The 12,655-nt window shown below is 70.6% G+C and carries 14 protein-coding genes; 8 read left to right on the top strand and 6 right to left on the bottom strand.

Annotation, left to right across the window (positions count from 1 at the left end; genetic code table 11):
- Nucleotides 1–310: 310 nt before the first annotated feature.
- The gene (locus tag H0524_RS12965) at nucleotides 311–1,150 is read left to right on the top strand and encodes a hypothetical protein (protein ID WP_180198877.1); all 840 of its coding nucleotides are present in this window, start codon (nucleotides 311–313) and stop codon (nucleotides 1,148–1,150) included.
- A 45-nt stretch (nucleotides 1,151–1,195) separates the two neighbouring features.
- Here the strand turns inward: H0524_RS12965 and H0524_RS12960 are convergent, their stop codons facing one another.
- From H0524_RS12960 to H0524_RS12950, 3 genes are all read right to left on the bottom strand, one after another.
- Complete coding sequence (locus H0524_RS12960) at nucleotides 1,196–2,818, bottom strand: alkaline phosphatase (protein WP_180198876.1); 1,623 nt, start codon at nucleotides 2,816–2,818, stop codon at nucleotides 1,196–1,198.
- A 92-nt stretch (nucleotides 2,819–2,910) separates the two neighbouring features.
- Nucleotides 2,911–4,350: an MFS transporter gene (locus H0524_RS12955; protein WP_180198875.1), complete on the bottom strand. Its 1,440-nt coding sequence runs from the start codon at nucleotides 4,348–4,350 to the stop codon at nucleotides 2,911–2,913.
- A 37-nt stretch (nucleotides 4,351–4,387) separates the two neighbouring features.
- A complete protein-coding gene (locus tag H0524_RS12950) occupies nucleotides 4,388–4,624 on the bottom strand; it encodes a hypothetical protein (protein ID WP_018215553.1) in 237 nt (78 codons plus the stop codon).
- A 219-nt stretch (nucleotides 4,625–4,843) separates the two neighbouring features.
- On the opposite strand from H0524_RS12950, the gene H0524_RS12945 reads away from it, so the two are divergent.
- The 3 genes from H0524_RS12945 to H0524_RS12935 all read left to right on the top strand — a co-directional run bounded on the left by H0524_RS12945 (nucleotide 4,844) and on the right by H0524_RS12935 (nucleotide 6,911).
- A complete protein-coding gene (locus H0524_RS12945; protein ID WP_180198874.1) occupies nucleotides 4,844–5,992 on the top strand; it encodes a geranylgeranyl reductase family protein in 1,149 nt (382 codons plus the stop codon).
- A gap of 469 nt (nucleotides 5,993–6,461) precedes the next feature.
- Nucleotides 6,462–6,659 carry a hypothetical protein gene (locus H0524_RS12940; RefSeq protein WP_018215551.1) on the top strand — a complete coding sequence of 66 codons (198 nt, stop codon included), beginning with the start codon at nucleotides 6,462–6,464 and terminating at the stop codon, nucleotides 6,657–6,659.
- Between the two features lie 93 nt (nucleotides 6,660–6,752).
- Nucleotides 6,753–6,911 (top strand): hypothetical protein, encoded by a 159-nt coding sequence (locus H0524_RS12935; RefSeq protein WP_018215550.1) that lies wholly within the window; start codon nucleotides 6,753–6,755, stop codon nucleotides 6,909–6,911.
- 4 nt (nucleotides 6,912–6,915) lie between these two features.
- Here H0524_RS12935 and H0524_RS12930 read toward each other — a convergent pair whose 3' ends face one another.
- The 3 genes from H0524_RS12930 to H0524_RS12920 form a co-directional block, all read right to left on the bottom strand.
- Entirely contained in the window at nucleotides 6,916–7,608 is a 693-nt protein-coding gene (locus H0524_RS12930) for a hypothetical protein (protein WP_218941937.1), read from the bottom strand.
- A 321-nt stretch (nucleotides 7,609–7,929) separates the two neighbouring features.
- The gene (locus H0524_RS12925) at nucleotides 7,930–8,397 is read right to left on the bottom strand and encodes a hypothetical protein (RefSeq protein ID WP_180198872.1); all 468 of its coding nucleotides are present in this window, start codon (nucleotides 8,395–8,397) and stop codon (nucleotides 7,930–7,932) included.
- Nucleotides 8,398–8,536: 139 nt separating this feature from the next.
- On the bottom strand, nucleotides 8,537–9,418 hold the full coding sequence (locus H0524_RS12920; RefSeq protein WP_180198871.1) for a universal stress protein: 882 nt from the start codon (nucleotides 9,416–9,418) through the stop codon (nucleotides 8,537–8,539).
- A 370-nt stretch (nucleotides 9,419–9,788) separates the two neighbouring features.
- Between H0524_RS12920 and H0524_RS12915 the strand changes: the two genes are divergently transcribed.
- Genes H0524_RS12915 through H0524_RS12900 form a run of 4 tightly spaced genes read left to right on the top strand, consistent with a single transcriptional unit; the run spans nucleotide 9,789 to nucleotide 12,601 of the window.
- Nucleotides 9,789–10,397: a CDP-alcohol phosphatidyltransferase family protein gene (locus H0524_RS12915; RefSeq protein ID WP_180198870.1), complete on the top strand. Its 609-nt coding sequence runs from the start codon at nucleotides 9,789–9,791 to the stop codon at nucleotides 10,395–10,397.
- The gene (locus H0524_RS12910; RefSeq protein WP_180198869.1) at nucleotides 10,394–11,317 is read left to right on the top strand and encodes a DUF881 domain-containing protein; all 924 of its coding nucleotides are present in this window, start codon (nucleotides 10,394–10,396) and stop codon (nucleotides 11,315–11,317) included. Before H0524_RS12915 ends, H0524_RS12910 begins: the two co-directional genes overlap by 4 nt.
- Nucleotides 11,314–11,646, top strand: a complete 333-nt coding sequence (locus tag H0524_RS12905) for a small basic family protein (protein ID WP_018724880.1) — start codon at nucleotides 11,314–11,316, stop codon at nucleotides 11,644–11,646. Before H0524_RS12910 ends, H0524_RS12905 begins: the two co-directional genes overlap by 4 nt.
- 10 nt (nucleotides 11,647–11,656) lie before the next feature.
- Nucleotides 11,657–12,601, top strand: a complete 945-nt coding sequence (locus tag H0524_RS12900; RefSeq protein WP_180198868.1) for a DUF881 domain-containing protein — start codon at nucleotides 11,657–11,659, stop codon at nucleotides 12,599–12,601.
- Nucleotides 12,602–12,655 lie beyond the last annotated feature (54 nt).

Raw genomic sequence — 12,655 nt, 5'->3', positions numbered from 1 at the left:
CGCCGGCATCGGCGACGCGTGGTGAGAACCCGTAGCCCTGCAGCCGAACCGAGCTGTGGCCGTCTGCGGTCCAGGTGCGGCGCTTTGGCGTTCCGTCGTGTGCCGTCAGCGCCCTTTGCCCGGTTTGTGGCTGCTGGAAGTCGCTGATCGCCTGTGACCTGGGACGCAGCTCTCCCCACCCGGGGCGATCCCGGAATGTCGGACATGGCGATCGGGTTGTGTCCCCGGTACCGCCGGAACCCAAACCCCGCGTGGCGGTTCCCCGAGGAGTGCTCACCCGGAGCGCTTCGCCTGACCGAAAGGGCACATCGTGAAGGATGACTTCACCCGATGGCTCCCGGCCATCGCGAAGACCCCGTACCAATGGCTCTCGACCGAGCCGAACCGCAAGTTTGTCCTGAGCGTGGCTGGCGTCGCCGCGATCGGAGGTCTCGCGCTCGCGCCGACCACCGCGGCGGCCTCGGTGACCAGCGGCCCGCATCCGGGCGCCGTAGCCGCCATTGAGCTGGCCACCGGCAAGCAGGCCGCAGACAGCGAGTCGGACCCGGACCTCGAGCCGGACCCGACCGGGTCGACCACCGAGCCGGACCCGACCGAGTCGACCGAGTCGACCACCGACCCGGACCTCCAGCGGGGCCCGACCGAGTCGACTCCTGACCCGGACCGGAGCCCCGAGACGGCAGCGAGCGACACCGACAGCACCGACTCGCCCACCCGGGAAGAGCTGATCCCCCACGGGGTGCAGGGCGCCCAGTCCTACATCCAGGTTGACGACGCCCAGCGCGTGAACGCCAAGGAGATCATCGAGGTCGCCAAGGCGACCGGGGTCGGCGAGCGGGGTGCGGTCATCGGCGTGGCGACCGCGCTGCAGGAGTCGAAGCTGTACAACCTCGGCCACCTGGGCAGCTACAACGACCACGACTCGCAGGGCCTGTTCCAGCAGCGCCCGTCGACCGGGTGGGGCACGCCGCAGCAGATCACCGACCCGCAGTACGCCGCGACGGCGTTCTTCGAGGCGCTCAAGAACGTCAACGGCTGGCAGGAGCTGCCGCTGACGACCGCGGCGCAGACGGTACAGGTGTCCGCGTACCCGTTCCACTACGCGCAGTGGGAAGAGCAGGCAGCGGAGCTCGTCGCCGAGCTCTGGTGACCACCGGCCGGCCGTTGCCCAGCTGGGCAACGGCCGGCCCTTCGGTCAGCTCAGCGGCGCGCTCTCCCGGTGCAGCCGCGACGAACCGGCGGTAACCGACCAGCCCGTCACAAAGCGGCTACCGGTGCTGCTCTGGGTCCGGTCCACCAGGTGGAACCAGTCCATCCGGCACTGCTGCGGCGTCACCTCCAGCACCCCGTAGCCGTGCCCGTCCAGCTCGGTCCAGCGTACGTGCGGGTTGGTCGAGCGGATCAGGCCCGACGCCAGATCGCTGAGCACGTTGCCCTCCCGCATTCCCAGGAAGTCGTTGATGTTGTCACTGGTCACCGACGGCACCACGAACTCGGCGGCAGCCGGGTTGGTCAGCCCGGTCGACTGCGTGGTCAGCTCGTTCGCCCACGAGGTGTGGATGTCACCGGTCAGGAAGACCACGTCTTGGGTGTCGGTCGCCAACAGGTGGTCGATCAGCTCGTTGCGGTCGGCGTTGTAGCCGTCCCACTGGTCGGGGTTGAGCACCGCGCCGTTCTGCGGGATGCCGAGCAACGTGCCCAGCGGCCCGAGCAGCCAGGAGGGGAGGGCACCCACGTCCAGGCGGGAGATCATGACCGGGTTGCCGACCAGCTTCCACTGGGCGTCCGAGTCGGCCAGGCCGGCCTTCAGCCAGGCCATCTGCGCCTCGCCGGTGATCGTCCGCTCCGGGTCGTCAATGGCCAGACCCGATGCCGGCTCGGACCGGTACGTCCGCAGGTCCAGCATGGACAGGTCGGCGAGCCGGCCGAAGCGCAACCGCCGATAGATCGCACCGTCCGCCCCGGTGCGCACCGGCATCCACTCCGCGTACGCCTGGCGCGCTGCCGCCACCCGATCGGTGAAGCTGCCCTCGGCGCCGGGGGTGTGGTTCTCCGCGCCGCCCGACCACTGGTCGTTGGCGACCTCGTGGTCGTCCCAGGTGATCGCCCATGGCACCGACGCGTGCAGGGCCTGAAGATCGGGGTCGCTCTTGTAGAGCGCATGCCGGATGCGGTAGTCCTGCAGTGTCAGCGTCTCGTGTGCCGGTTGGACGGACCGCACCACGGTGTCCCCGGCGGCGAACTCCCCGGTGCCGTACTCGTACAGGTAGTCGCCGAGGTGTACCACCAGGTTCAGGTCACCCCGCTCGGCGAGGTGCCGGTAGGCGGCGAAGTAGCCCGCCTCCCAGTTCGAACACGACACCACACCCAGTCGGATCCGGTCGATGTTGGCGTCCGTCTCCGGCGCGGTCATCGTTCGGGCCGTGGGCGACCAGGCGTCGGCGTAGCCGAAGCGGAACCAGTACGTGGTGGCTGGCGCGAGCCCGCTGACGGGAACTTTGACCGTGTGGTCCCGAGCTGGGCCGGTAGCGACGGTGCCCTGCGCCGCCACGGTGGCGAAGTCCGGGTCGGCGGCCACCTGCCAGGTCACGGTCACCTCCGGGCCGACGCCCGAGCCCGGCTGGGAGTCCTCGGTGGGGGTGAGGCGGGTCCAGAGCAGGATTCCGTCGGGCAACGGGTCACCGGAGGCGACGCCGTGCCGGAAGGCGCTACCGGTGGCCCCGGCCGGGCCGGCGAGGGCGGCGCTGGCGAGAACGGCGGTGCCGGCCGAGGCGCCGGCGATACGCAGGAGGGTCCGACGGTCGAGGGAGTTCGTCATGGGCACTGTTTCTACCGGCAGGTAGGGTCCGGCCGCTGCCTCGTATCGGCGTGTTCGCCGTTTTTTCAGTTGGGCGTCGTCGAGTCTTCCGCTCAGCGGCGGTCGCGGACGATGTCGGTCAGCGCCAGGCAGAGCGCGAGCATGCTGATTCCGCTGATCAGGAGCATCGCGTGATGGAAGGCGACCGACCAGTCCCCGGTGGCCCCCTGTGCCGCGAAGATGACACTGCCGACCGTGGCGATACCGGCGGCAGACCCGATGCGCTGGCCGGTCTGCAGCATGCCCGCGCCGCTGCCGGCCCGCGACACCGGCACCTGGGCGAGGGTGAGGGCCTGGTTCGGGGTGACCACCAGTCCACTGCCGAGCCCCGCCACCAGCAACGGTGTGGCGGTCCACCAGGACACGGTGGCGCCCGGGGGGACCCGGTTTACGACGAGGACCACGACGACGAGGCTGACGGCGACGGTGGCCAGACCGAGGGCGACCAGTGGTCGACCGACCCGGCCGACGATCCGGCCGCCCAGCACGGAGGCGATGGCGAAGCCAGCCGTGAACGGGGTGCTGGCCAGCCCGGCGGCGAGTGCGCTGTGCCCGAGACCGTTCTGCAGGTACACCGTGAGGACGAAGAAGATGGAGGTGAACCCGCCGAAGTACAGCAGGGCGATCAGGACACCGAACCGGTACGAGCGAATGCCGAGTAGGCGCGGGTCGAACAGGGGCTCGCGGCGGCGGGCGTACCACCGCTCCCAACCGGCGAAGGCGGCCAGCGTCAGCAGACCGGCCGGGAGCGTCAGCCACCTTGCCGGACCCTGCCAGTGCTGTTGGACCAGGGGCAGCAGGACCAGCAGGACACCCCCGCCGAGCAGGAGCAACCCGACCAGATCACACCGGTGCCGGTCGGGGGTTCCCTGGGCGCGGTGTGGGAGAAGGCGCCAGCCGAGGACGGCGGCGAACATACCGAGCGGCACGTTGACGAAGAAGACCCATCGCCAACCGTGCTCGGTCCCGCCGATGTGGATGAGGAGGCCGCCGAGCAGCGGCCCGACGGCGGTGGAGATGCTTACCGCCGCCCCGAGTAGCCCGAACGGGCGGCTCCGCTCGGAACTCGGAAAGAGTTCCTGGATCAATCCGGTGACCTGTGGGTTGATCAGTCCGGCGGCGGCACCCTGGAGCAGGCGGGACGCGATGAGCCAAGGGGCGGTAGGAGACAGCCCGGCCGCCACGCTGGTGGCGGTGAACAGCGCGACGCCGACGACGAAGACGGTCCGCCGCCCATGCCCGTCGCCGAACCGGCCGCCGGGCACCAGCATCAACCCGAACGTCAATGTGTAGCCGGCGAGGACCCACTGCACGTCACTGGGGGCAACCTCGAGTGCCCGGTCCATCGACGGGATGGCGACGTTGACGATGCTCACGTCGAGCACCGTCATGAACACAGCGACCAGACCAACGCCGAGCGCCGCCCCTCGGCGTTGTCGCTCGGCCAGGTCACGACCGGGTGGTGCGGGGCGCGGGGAGGGGCGGTCACCCATCCGCCCGGCTACCCACCCACTTCGGGGTGTCGCGGCCTCACGTCAGTTGTTGGGCGCAGAACCGCGGGCCGAAGTCCAGGCCGGCCATCGGTGAGTCCTCGCGGTGCAGCAGGTTCTTCTCGGTGAGTTGGTGTAGAGGAGCGATCAGTTGTTCCTCGGTCAACCCGGTCTCCTCGGCGATCAGGTCTGGGTACGGCACCTGGCCGCGGGCCTCCAGGACCGCGACCGCGTCGTAAACCCGTTCCTCGAGCTCCGACAGTTGCACCTGCCGCATGTCGTCCTCCTTCGGATACCGCCGCGCGGGGCGGGCGGTCGGCCTGGGCGGTGGTTACCCGGCTGGCGACCGAAGATGCTGCCCCGATCGGGTATGTCGCCCCGTCCCGGCCGTCGGCTGGGGTGGGCCCGGTGCCGACCGGGGGGCGCCGGGTCACGACGCTGCCGGGGCCCGCCCGCCTCGACCAGGAACGTTGACGTGGGTCCTAGGCTGGCAACGGTGACGGTCTGGGATCTTGCGGTGGTGGGTGCGGGCCCGGCAGGCCTGTCCGCCGCCCACGTCGCGGCGCGGGCGGGCCTGACGACCCTCGTTCTGGAGCGGGCGGTACATCCGCGTTACAAGACTTGTGGTGGCGGCCTGATCGGCACCTCGCTGGCCGCACTGGCGGACCGGATCGAGGTGCCCGCGCAGGATCGGGCGGAGCGAGTGACCTTCACCCTGGATGGGCTGCGGGCGTTCACCCGGCGGAGCGCGGCCGGTCCGCTGGTGACGATGGTGTGCCGGGACGAGTTTGATGACCGGCTACGGGCCGCAGCGGTCGCCGCCGGGGCCAAGCTGCGTCAGCGAGTCGCGGTCCGGGCGGTGGAGTCGGAGCCGGACCGGGTCCGACTGCGGCTGGCCGACGGGGCGACGGTGACCGCGCGGGCGGTGATCGGCGCCGACGGGTCGTCGGGGGTGACCGCACGGCACGTGGGGGTGCGACACCGGCAGGTCGACCTGGGGTTGGAGTTGGAGCTGCCGGTGGCACCGGCCCAACGGGCCCGCTGGCGGGGCCGGGTGCTGCTGGACTGGGGCCCGCTACCCGGCTCGTACGCCTGGGTGTTTCCGAAGGGCGACCTGCTGACGGTGGGGGTGATCGCGGCGCGGGGGACGGGGGAGCAGACCCGGGCGTACCTGCGGTCGTTTGTGGACCGGGTGGGCCTGGCCGGAGTCGAGCCGGCGCACGATTCCGGGCACCTGACCCGGTGTCGGCAGGAGGGCTCGCCGCTGCGCCGGGGGCGGGTCCTGGTGGTGGGGGACGCGGCGGGGCTGCTGGAGCCATGGAGCCGGGAGGGGATCAGCTACGCCCTGCGTTCCGGCGCGCTGGCGGGGGCGGCGGTCGCCGCTGACAATCTCAGCCAGTACGAGTCGGCAGTCGCGGGGGAGTTGGTCCCATCGATGCGGGCGGGCCAGCAGCTGCTGGAAGCCTTCTCGCGTCGGCCGGGGCTGTTCCACGGGCTGTTGGCGACGCCGCCGGGCTGGCGGGCCTTTGTCGCCTTCTGCCAGGGACGGGCTGGCTTCGATGACCTGCTCTCCCGGGTACCGGTGCGGATGGCGTTCGGAGTTCTGGCGGGGCTGCCCGGGCGGAGAAGCCCCCGCCCGCGCTGACGCTGTTGGTCTCCGCGGCTCGCGGGCGGCATCAACGGCGCGGCTCCCGCACCCGTCCAGGATCCTAGGATGCTTTAGCGGTGGTGTCGCCGCCCACCGAGACCAGCGGGGGAGCAGTCCGACCTGTTGTCCGCCACCGGTAACGGCTGACCAATCGGTACTGGCCTGGTGACCGTTGTCACCAGGCCAGTAGGAAGGGCGGGGGCGGGTACGCTGTTGACACGGGTGTCGGTGTGTCCAGTGTCCCCGGGCCTCACCAATATGCCGTCGCGGAATACCGTTCGGCTGGAGCCGCCACGCGCCACGCGCCGAGAGGCGACCTGCACACCGGCCACCTCAGCACCGCCCTCCGAGGCTTAGGTCTCGGGGGGCGGTGTTCTTCTCCCGCCGAACCCGAAGCAGTGCCGGCCACCGGCTCCGGGCCCCCGAGGTGGCCCCGCGTGCGGGGCCACCTCGGTAGCGTCTGAGCATGGACCCTTCAGCGATCTGGCGGGACCGGCAACACCGGTGGCGGATCGAGGCGTACCGCGCGCCCGACCTCCGGTTCGCGATTTTTGCCACCAGCGGGACGACCGAGTCGGCGCCGCTGTGGTTGTTCGGAATGTCGGCGTTGGCGCGTTGGCTGATGAGCCACAAGATTTCACTCGACGACCTGGAGGTCGACTGACCCCTGTTCAGGGGAAAAAAGTAGTTTGCCAGCCTTTGCGGCTGGTGCTGGCTAGGGTCACCGAGTGTGAGGGACCGAGGAGTACGTACCGCCGTGGCGGTGCTGACCGGGCTGGCAGTCATCTACTTCGGAACAACTGGCCGGGATCAACCGGACGGCGAGGGCGTCACCACCGGCCTGATCGTGCTTGCTGTGCTCGCGGCGCTGCTGGTGTGGCACCTCACCCGGCCCCGCGGCGACGCAACGAAGTGACCGGTCACCGGCGTGCCGCCCGGGTCACCGCGCCAGCGGATTCCTCGCCGAGCGCGACCCGCACCAGGGCGGCGGCGAATCGGCCGAACTCCGCCTCCGCCACCAGGCTGGCGAGCCGCCGCGGGGTTTGCGGCAGGCCCAACCGCTCCGCGCCACTGAGGGTGCGGCGGTCGGCGAAGGGACGCAGGTCCGGCCAGACCGCCTGGGCCTCGCGGAGGAAGATGTCCGCGCCGGCGGGCCCGATGCCCGGAAAAGCGGTGAGCAGCCGGCGTAGCTGCGCCGGCTGGCCCTGCGCGGTCTGGTGCAGCCGGCGCAGGTCACCCTGCCAGCGGTCCAGGCAGAGTCGTGCGCCCGTGCCGAGCAGCGTGGCCGTCCGCTCGTCGTAGCGCCGGTAGTGCCCGCGACCGAGCGCGTCAACCCGGTCCTGCCAGGTGGCCGCCTCCATCGCCGACGGGGTGCGGTAGCCGGCGGCGAAGAGCTCCCGGGCGGCCGCCACCGCGACGCCGGCTCGGATCCGTGCGCTCAGCAGGGTGGCGAGCACCAACAGTTGATAGAGCGGGCCGGGCCGGTCGGCCAGCCGGATCCCGGCCTCCTCGGTGTAGGTCTGTCCGCGTCGTTCCAGCAGCACCCGCGCTGTCTCGTGACTGTCTCCCACCGGCGGGGGGTACCCGTCGTAGGCCGGGTTAGCCCGCGGCATGTCCGGTGACGTCGGTGGGTATTCAGGGTGGAGCGGCCGCCACGGGCGCCGCCGTCCAGCGGGAAGGAGACAGCGGTGACGAACCCGCAGCAACAGGAGGCCCGGCGTAGCGCCCGGGGCTCGAACGTGCAGGACACCAAGGGGCCCGGTCCGATGGGTCACCCACGTAACCGGGGATCGTCCCAGGGGGACCGGGGGCGTCCGGTGCCCCGGGGCCAGGTTTCCGGCCATGGACCCCCGGGCGAGCCGGTTGCTGAGGACGACAGCTGATCCCCACCGCCCGCCCTGCGTTCGCAGGGCGGGCGGTGGGGTGGCCAAGCCTCAGGTGGGTGGCATCCGGAGTCGGTTCCAGGTCGTCGCCGCGACCAGGCCGTACGCCAGGTGCGGGATGAGGTCGGACAGCCAGTCCCCACGGCTCCAGGTTCGTGGGTCGCTGACTCCGAAGACGGCGTACGAGCCGCCGGAGGCGGTCATCACCCCGCCGCCGAGCAGCCCACTGGCCAGGGCCGGCGGCATTGGTCGGCCCCGGGTCAGCAGGGCGAGGCCGACTCCGGCCGCGATCCCGATGCCGTATCCGAGTAGCGGGCCGAGTCCCGAGCGGCGGTTGGACGCCTGGGGTTCGGGGCCGAGGTTGAGGTGGGTCACCTCGGCGACCCGGCCGGCGCTGCGCTCTGGGGTGCTACTCGCCGGCCGGGCTCGTAGCGTCATGTCCAGGTAGGTGACGATGTTGAGGGCGGTGGTGCCGGCCGCCCCGGCGATCGCTCCGTCGGCCAGGAATCCGGCTCTCATTGCGGGTCGCCGCCGTGCTGGCCGTACGCGTCGTTCCCTGGTGGTGGTGCTGGCATCCGGGTGCCTCCTCGATCGCGCTCATCGTGGTGTCTGCCGGGCGTCTACCCGTCTGAGGTGGTGACCAACCGCGTCGAGCGGATCAGCCGGGAGCGCGGACAACCGCGACCGGGCAGTCGGCGTGGTGCAGTGCGGACTGGCTGACCGAGCCCAGCAGTAGACCGGTGAGCGCACCGCGTCCGTGTCCGCCGACCACCAGTAGTTGGGCCTGCTGGGATGCTTCGGTGAGGATCGGCGCGGGCCGGCCGCGGATGGTCTGGTGGTGGACGGTGAGATCCGGCCATCGCTCGGCCAGCCCGGCGACGGATTCGGCGAGTAGCTGGCGTTCCTCGTGGCGTAGCTTCTCCTCGTCGTAGACGAGAGGCTGCATGTCGCCGGGTTCCCTGGCGACCGGGTGTAGGTAGGCGTGTACCGCGACGAGGTCGCTGCCGCGCAGCGACGCCTGTTCGGCAGCGAATTCGATGGCGGGAGGGGACACTGCGGATCCGTCCACCCCGACGATCACCGGCCCTTTGGTGCGACCCGTGCCGCGGGCGACCAGGACCGGGCAGTCGGCGTGGGTGGCGACCTGTACCGCGACCGAGCCGACGACCAGGGCCGCGAAACCGCCCATACCCCGGTCACCCAACACGATCAGCACGGCGTTTGGTGCTTCACCGACCAGTACGGCGGCGGCCTCGCCGTCGATGATCTCACCGGAGACGCGGAGGCCGGGCGCGGTCGCTTCGGCTTCGGCGACTGCGTCGGCGACGAGTTGCTCCGCCTGGTTGCGGAGGCCCGATCCAGGTGGTCCGCCGGGTGGTGCTCCCACCGGCACGTGGAGGAGCGGCCAGATGAAGCCGTGGACGATCCGCAGCAGCCGGTTGCGGCGGGCAGCCTCACCGGCCGCGAGGCGTACGGCCCGTCGCGCCTGCTCGGACCCGTCCACGCCGACTACCACTGCGGCGCCGTTCGACGAGTTCACCCCTTCACCCCCGCGGTCAGTATCGCGGCCAAGGGGTGGCCCGGGGCCGCAACTGACGGGTTCACCCCCAGCTGGCGTTGCCGTTCGGGAAGCGGTGCCAGGGCGAACCCCTAGTATCCTAGGCTGCTCTAGGATACGTGTGCCATCCCACACCCGGACACCACACGTATCCGCGCTGAGTCAGCACATCAATGCCGTGACCGGGCGGATATAGTGGCAGCGCAACTGACCCGGACCACGATCATTTCGATCGCAGGGCGGGTCCAACGGGTCGGCCTTGCGCTGGGGTAACCGTGCCGATGCCTACCGACCCGGCAGCACGGCTGGCAGACGTGGGTCGGGCGCCGAGGCGCACAGTGGAGGAGGTTCGGTGTCGCAGCGGCCGGCTCGAGTTGACACTCCGCAGGCCTCCGGCCACCTCACCGACCAGGTCTTCACGCTGCCGAACCTGATCACCTTCGTCCGGCTCCTCGGTGTTCCGGTCTTCCTCTACCTATTCCTGATAGCCCATGCCGATGTGGCCGCGATCGTGGTGCTGGCGGTGGGTGGCACTACTGACTGGGTGGACGGCTGGGTCGCCCGGCGGCTTGGGCAGGTGAGTCGACTGGGCGAGCTCCTCGATCCGTTCGTGGACCGCCTCTACATCCTGGCCACGCTGGTCGCGTTCACGGTCCGTGAGGTGGTGCCGTGGCAGTTCACGGTGGGACTGCTTGCCCGTGAGGTGCTGCTGATGGGTTCCCTCGGCACGCTACGTCGCTACGGATACGGGCCGCCGCCGGTGCACTATGTGGGCAAGACGGCGACGTTTCTGTTGTTGGCCGCGTTCCCGGTCCTGTTGCTGGCGAAGGCGGCACCAGGAGTAGCCGTCAGCGCGGTTGGTTGGAGCCTGGCCTGGTGGGGTCTGACCCTGTACTGGGTCGCCGGCACGATGTATGTGGTGCAGGCCAGGCGGCTGGTGCGGGCAGCGAGGGCGCGATGACCGACTCGCAGCTTCGACCGGAGAGCCGGGAGCCGACCGGACGGACGTACGCGCCGGATTTCCTCACCGAGCTGTTCCGCAATCCGCTCGATCCGGGGTACGCCGACGCGGCGGCCCGCCGGCGGCAGGGTGCCACGGTGCGGTGGCGCCGGTCGATCCGGGCCGTGAGCCTCGTCGTCGTCGTGGTGCTCGGGTTTCTGTTCGCGGTGGCGTACCGACAGACGGTGGCGGCGGCGCCGGGGCGCCAGCAGGCCCGGGAGGGTCTGGTGGCGCAGATCGAGCAGCGGGAGGAGGAGACCGACCAGCTGTCGGAGCGGGCCGACGCGTTGCGGGCGGAGGTGGCCCAGCAGCGGGCCGCCGCGCTGGGGACGGAGGCGGCGCAGCTGCACGAGCTGGAGGCGGGCACCGGTTTGGGCCGGGTGCGTGGGGACGGTGTGGTGGTGCGATTGGCCGACGCTCCGTCAGATCAGCCGATGGTGCCGGATCCGGTCTCCGGGCCGCCGCGGGTGATTTACCTCGATCTCCAAGGGGTCGCGAACGGGCTGTGGGCGGCGGGGGCGGAGGCGATCTCGATCAACGGGCAGCGGTTGACGGCAACGTCCACGATTCGGTCGGCGGGGCAGGCGATTCTGGTCGATTTTCGGCCGGTGACCGGACCCTACGAGGTGTCGGCGATCGGCCCGGACGATTTGCGGGAGCGGTTCGCGCAGACCCGGATCGCGGCGATCATGAAGCAGGTCGCGGCGGATACCGGGGTGGCGTTCGAGGTGCGGGACACCGATGACCTGAAACTGCCTGCCGCGCCGGATCCGCGGCTACAGTACGCGCAGTCACCGGCCAGTCCGACGCCGTCGGGTCGGTCGGTCAGTCCCGGGGCGTCTGGTTCGCCGACGGCTCCCGATTTTGGAGGTGGCCGATGATCGCGGCGTTGGCGTTGCTCGCGGGCATGCTGCTTGGGTTGTGGCTCGATCCAACGGTGCCGGGGGCGTTGCAGCCGTATCTACCGATCGCCGTGGTGGCGGCGTTGGACGCGGTGTTCGGTGGGGTGCGGGCGAAGCTGGACCGGATCTTCGACGACAAGCAGTTCGTGGTGTCGTTCATCTCCAATGTGTTGGTGGCTGGTCTGATCGTGTACGTGGGGGATCAGCTGGGGGTGGGTAGCCAGCTCTCCACTGGTGTGGTGGTGGTGCTGGGGGTTCGGATCTTCGGGAATGTGGCGGCGATCCGCCGGCACCTGTTCCGGGCGTAGGTTTGTCGTGATGAGTGGTGACGAGCACAACGAGACGGGTACGGGTTGGCCGGGCCAGCCGGGTCCGGTGCCGCCGACGGGTCCGGCGAGGGAGCCCGATCCTCGTCCGGACGCGCCGGATCCGGACGAGTTGAGTCCGCTGGCACCGGAGGCCGCGCCAGCCGAGTCGGGTGAGCCTGCCGAGTCGGGTGAGGCGACGCTGGAACGCTCAGCAGGGCGTCCGTTCACGTCCGCCCTTGCCCTGATCGGTGGCTGGCGGCGGACGAGTCCGGCCACCGTGATGATCTTTGTCTTGTTGGCGTTGCTGGGGTTCACGCTGGTGGAGCAGTTGCGGACGACGTCAACGGATCCGTATACCTCAGCCGCGCGGCAGGAGGATCTGGTGCGGATTCTCTCTGACCTGAACGCTCGGGAGGACCGACTGCGGCAGGACATCGCGGCGTTGGAGGACAGCCAGCGGCAGCTGGCGTCGGGCGAGCAGGGCCGGCAGGCCGCGTTGGAGGAGGCGGCGCGGCGGGCGGATGAGTTGGGGATTCTGGCGGGGACGCTACCGGCGCAGGGGCCGGGGTTGACGGTGCGGTTCGAGCCCGGTGGTGGGGCGGCGATTTCGGCGATGCGGGTGTTGGACGCGGTGCAGGAGTTGCGGGGCGCGGGCGCTGAGGCGATGCAGATTTCCGGCGGCGACCAGGTGACGGTACGGATCGTCGCCTCGACATATTTCCTGGATGGGGAGAATGGTTCCCTTTTCGTGGATGGGCGGTTGTTGACCGGGCCGTACACGATCACGGTGATCGGGGATCCGGCGACGATGCGTACGGCGTTGAACATTCCGGGCGGGGTGGTGGCGACGGTCGACGGCGACGGCGGTACGGTGATCGTCGAGGATCGTGAGGTGGCCGAGGTTTCGGCGCTGCACGCCCCGATCGAGCTGGAACACGCCCGTCCGATTACGTGACTGGCGGCGCGGCTGCGTCGTCACGTGGGGGACTGGCGCACGATGGGATGAAGG

It is taken from the genome of Salinispora sp. H7-4, assembly GCF_013416675.1.
Lineage (GTDB): Bacteria > Actinomycetota > Actinomycetes > Mycobacteriales > Micromonosporaceae > Micromonospora > Micromonospora vitiensis.
The sequence above is the reverse complement of the archived record's forward strand: the minus strand, read 5'-3'. Positions and strand labels throughout refer to the sequence as shown.

Coding starts and splice junctions, on each gene's coding strand:
- H0524_RS12960 (WP_180198876.1), bottom strand. CDS start 2,818: ATGACGAACTCCCTCGACCGTCGGACCCTCCTGCGTATCGCCGGCGCC.
- H0524_RS12955 (WP_180198875.1), bottom strand. CDS start 4,350: ATGGGTGACCGCCCCTCCCCGCGCCCCGCACCACCCGGTCGTGACCTG.
- H0524_RS12950 (WP_018215553.1), bottom strand. CDS start 4,624: ATGCGGCAGGTGCAACTGTCGGAGCTCGAGGAACGGGTTTACGACGCG.
- H0524_RS12940 (WP_018215551.1), top strand. CDS start 6,462: ATGGACCCTTCAGCGATCTGGCGGGACCGGCAACACCGGTGGCGGATC.
- H0524_RS12930 (WP_218941937.1), bottom strand. CDS start 7,608: ATGCCGCGGGCTAACCCGGCCTACGACGGGTACCCCCCGCCGGTGGGA.
- H0524_RS12925 (WP_180198872.1), bottom strand. CDS start 8,397: ATGAGAGCCGGATTCCTGGCCGACGGAGCGATCGCCGGGGCGGCCGGC.
- H0524_RS12910 (WP_180198869.1), top strand. CDS start 10,394: ATGACCGACTCGCAGCTTCGACCGGAGAGCCGGGAGCCGACCGGACGG.
- H0524_RS12905 (WP_018724880.1), top strand. CDS start 11,314: ATGATCGCGGCGTTGGCGTTGCTCGCGGGCATGCTGCTTGGGTTGTGG.
- H0524_RS12900 (WP_180198868.1), top strand. CDS start 11,657: ATGAGTGGTGACGAGCACAACGAGACGGGTACGGGTTGGCCGGGCCAG.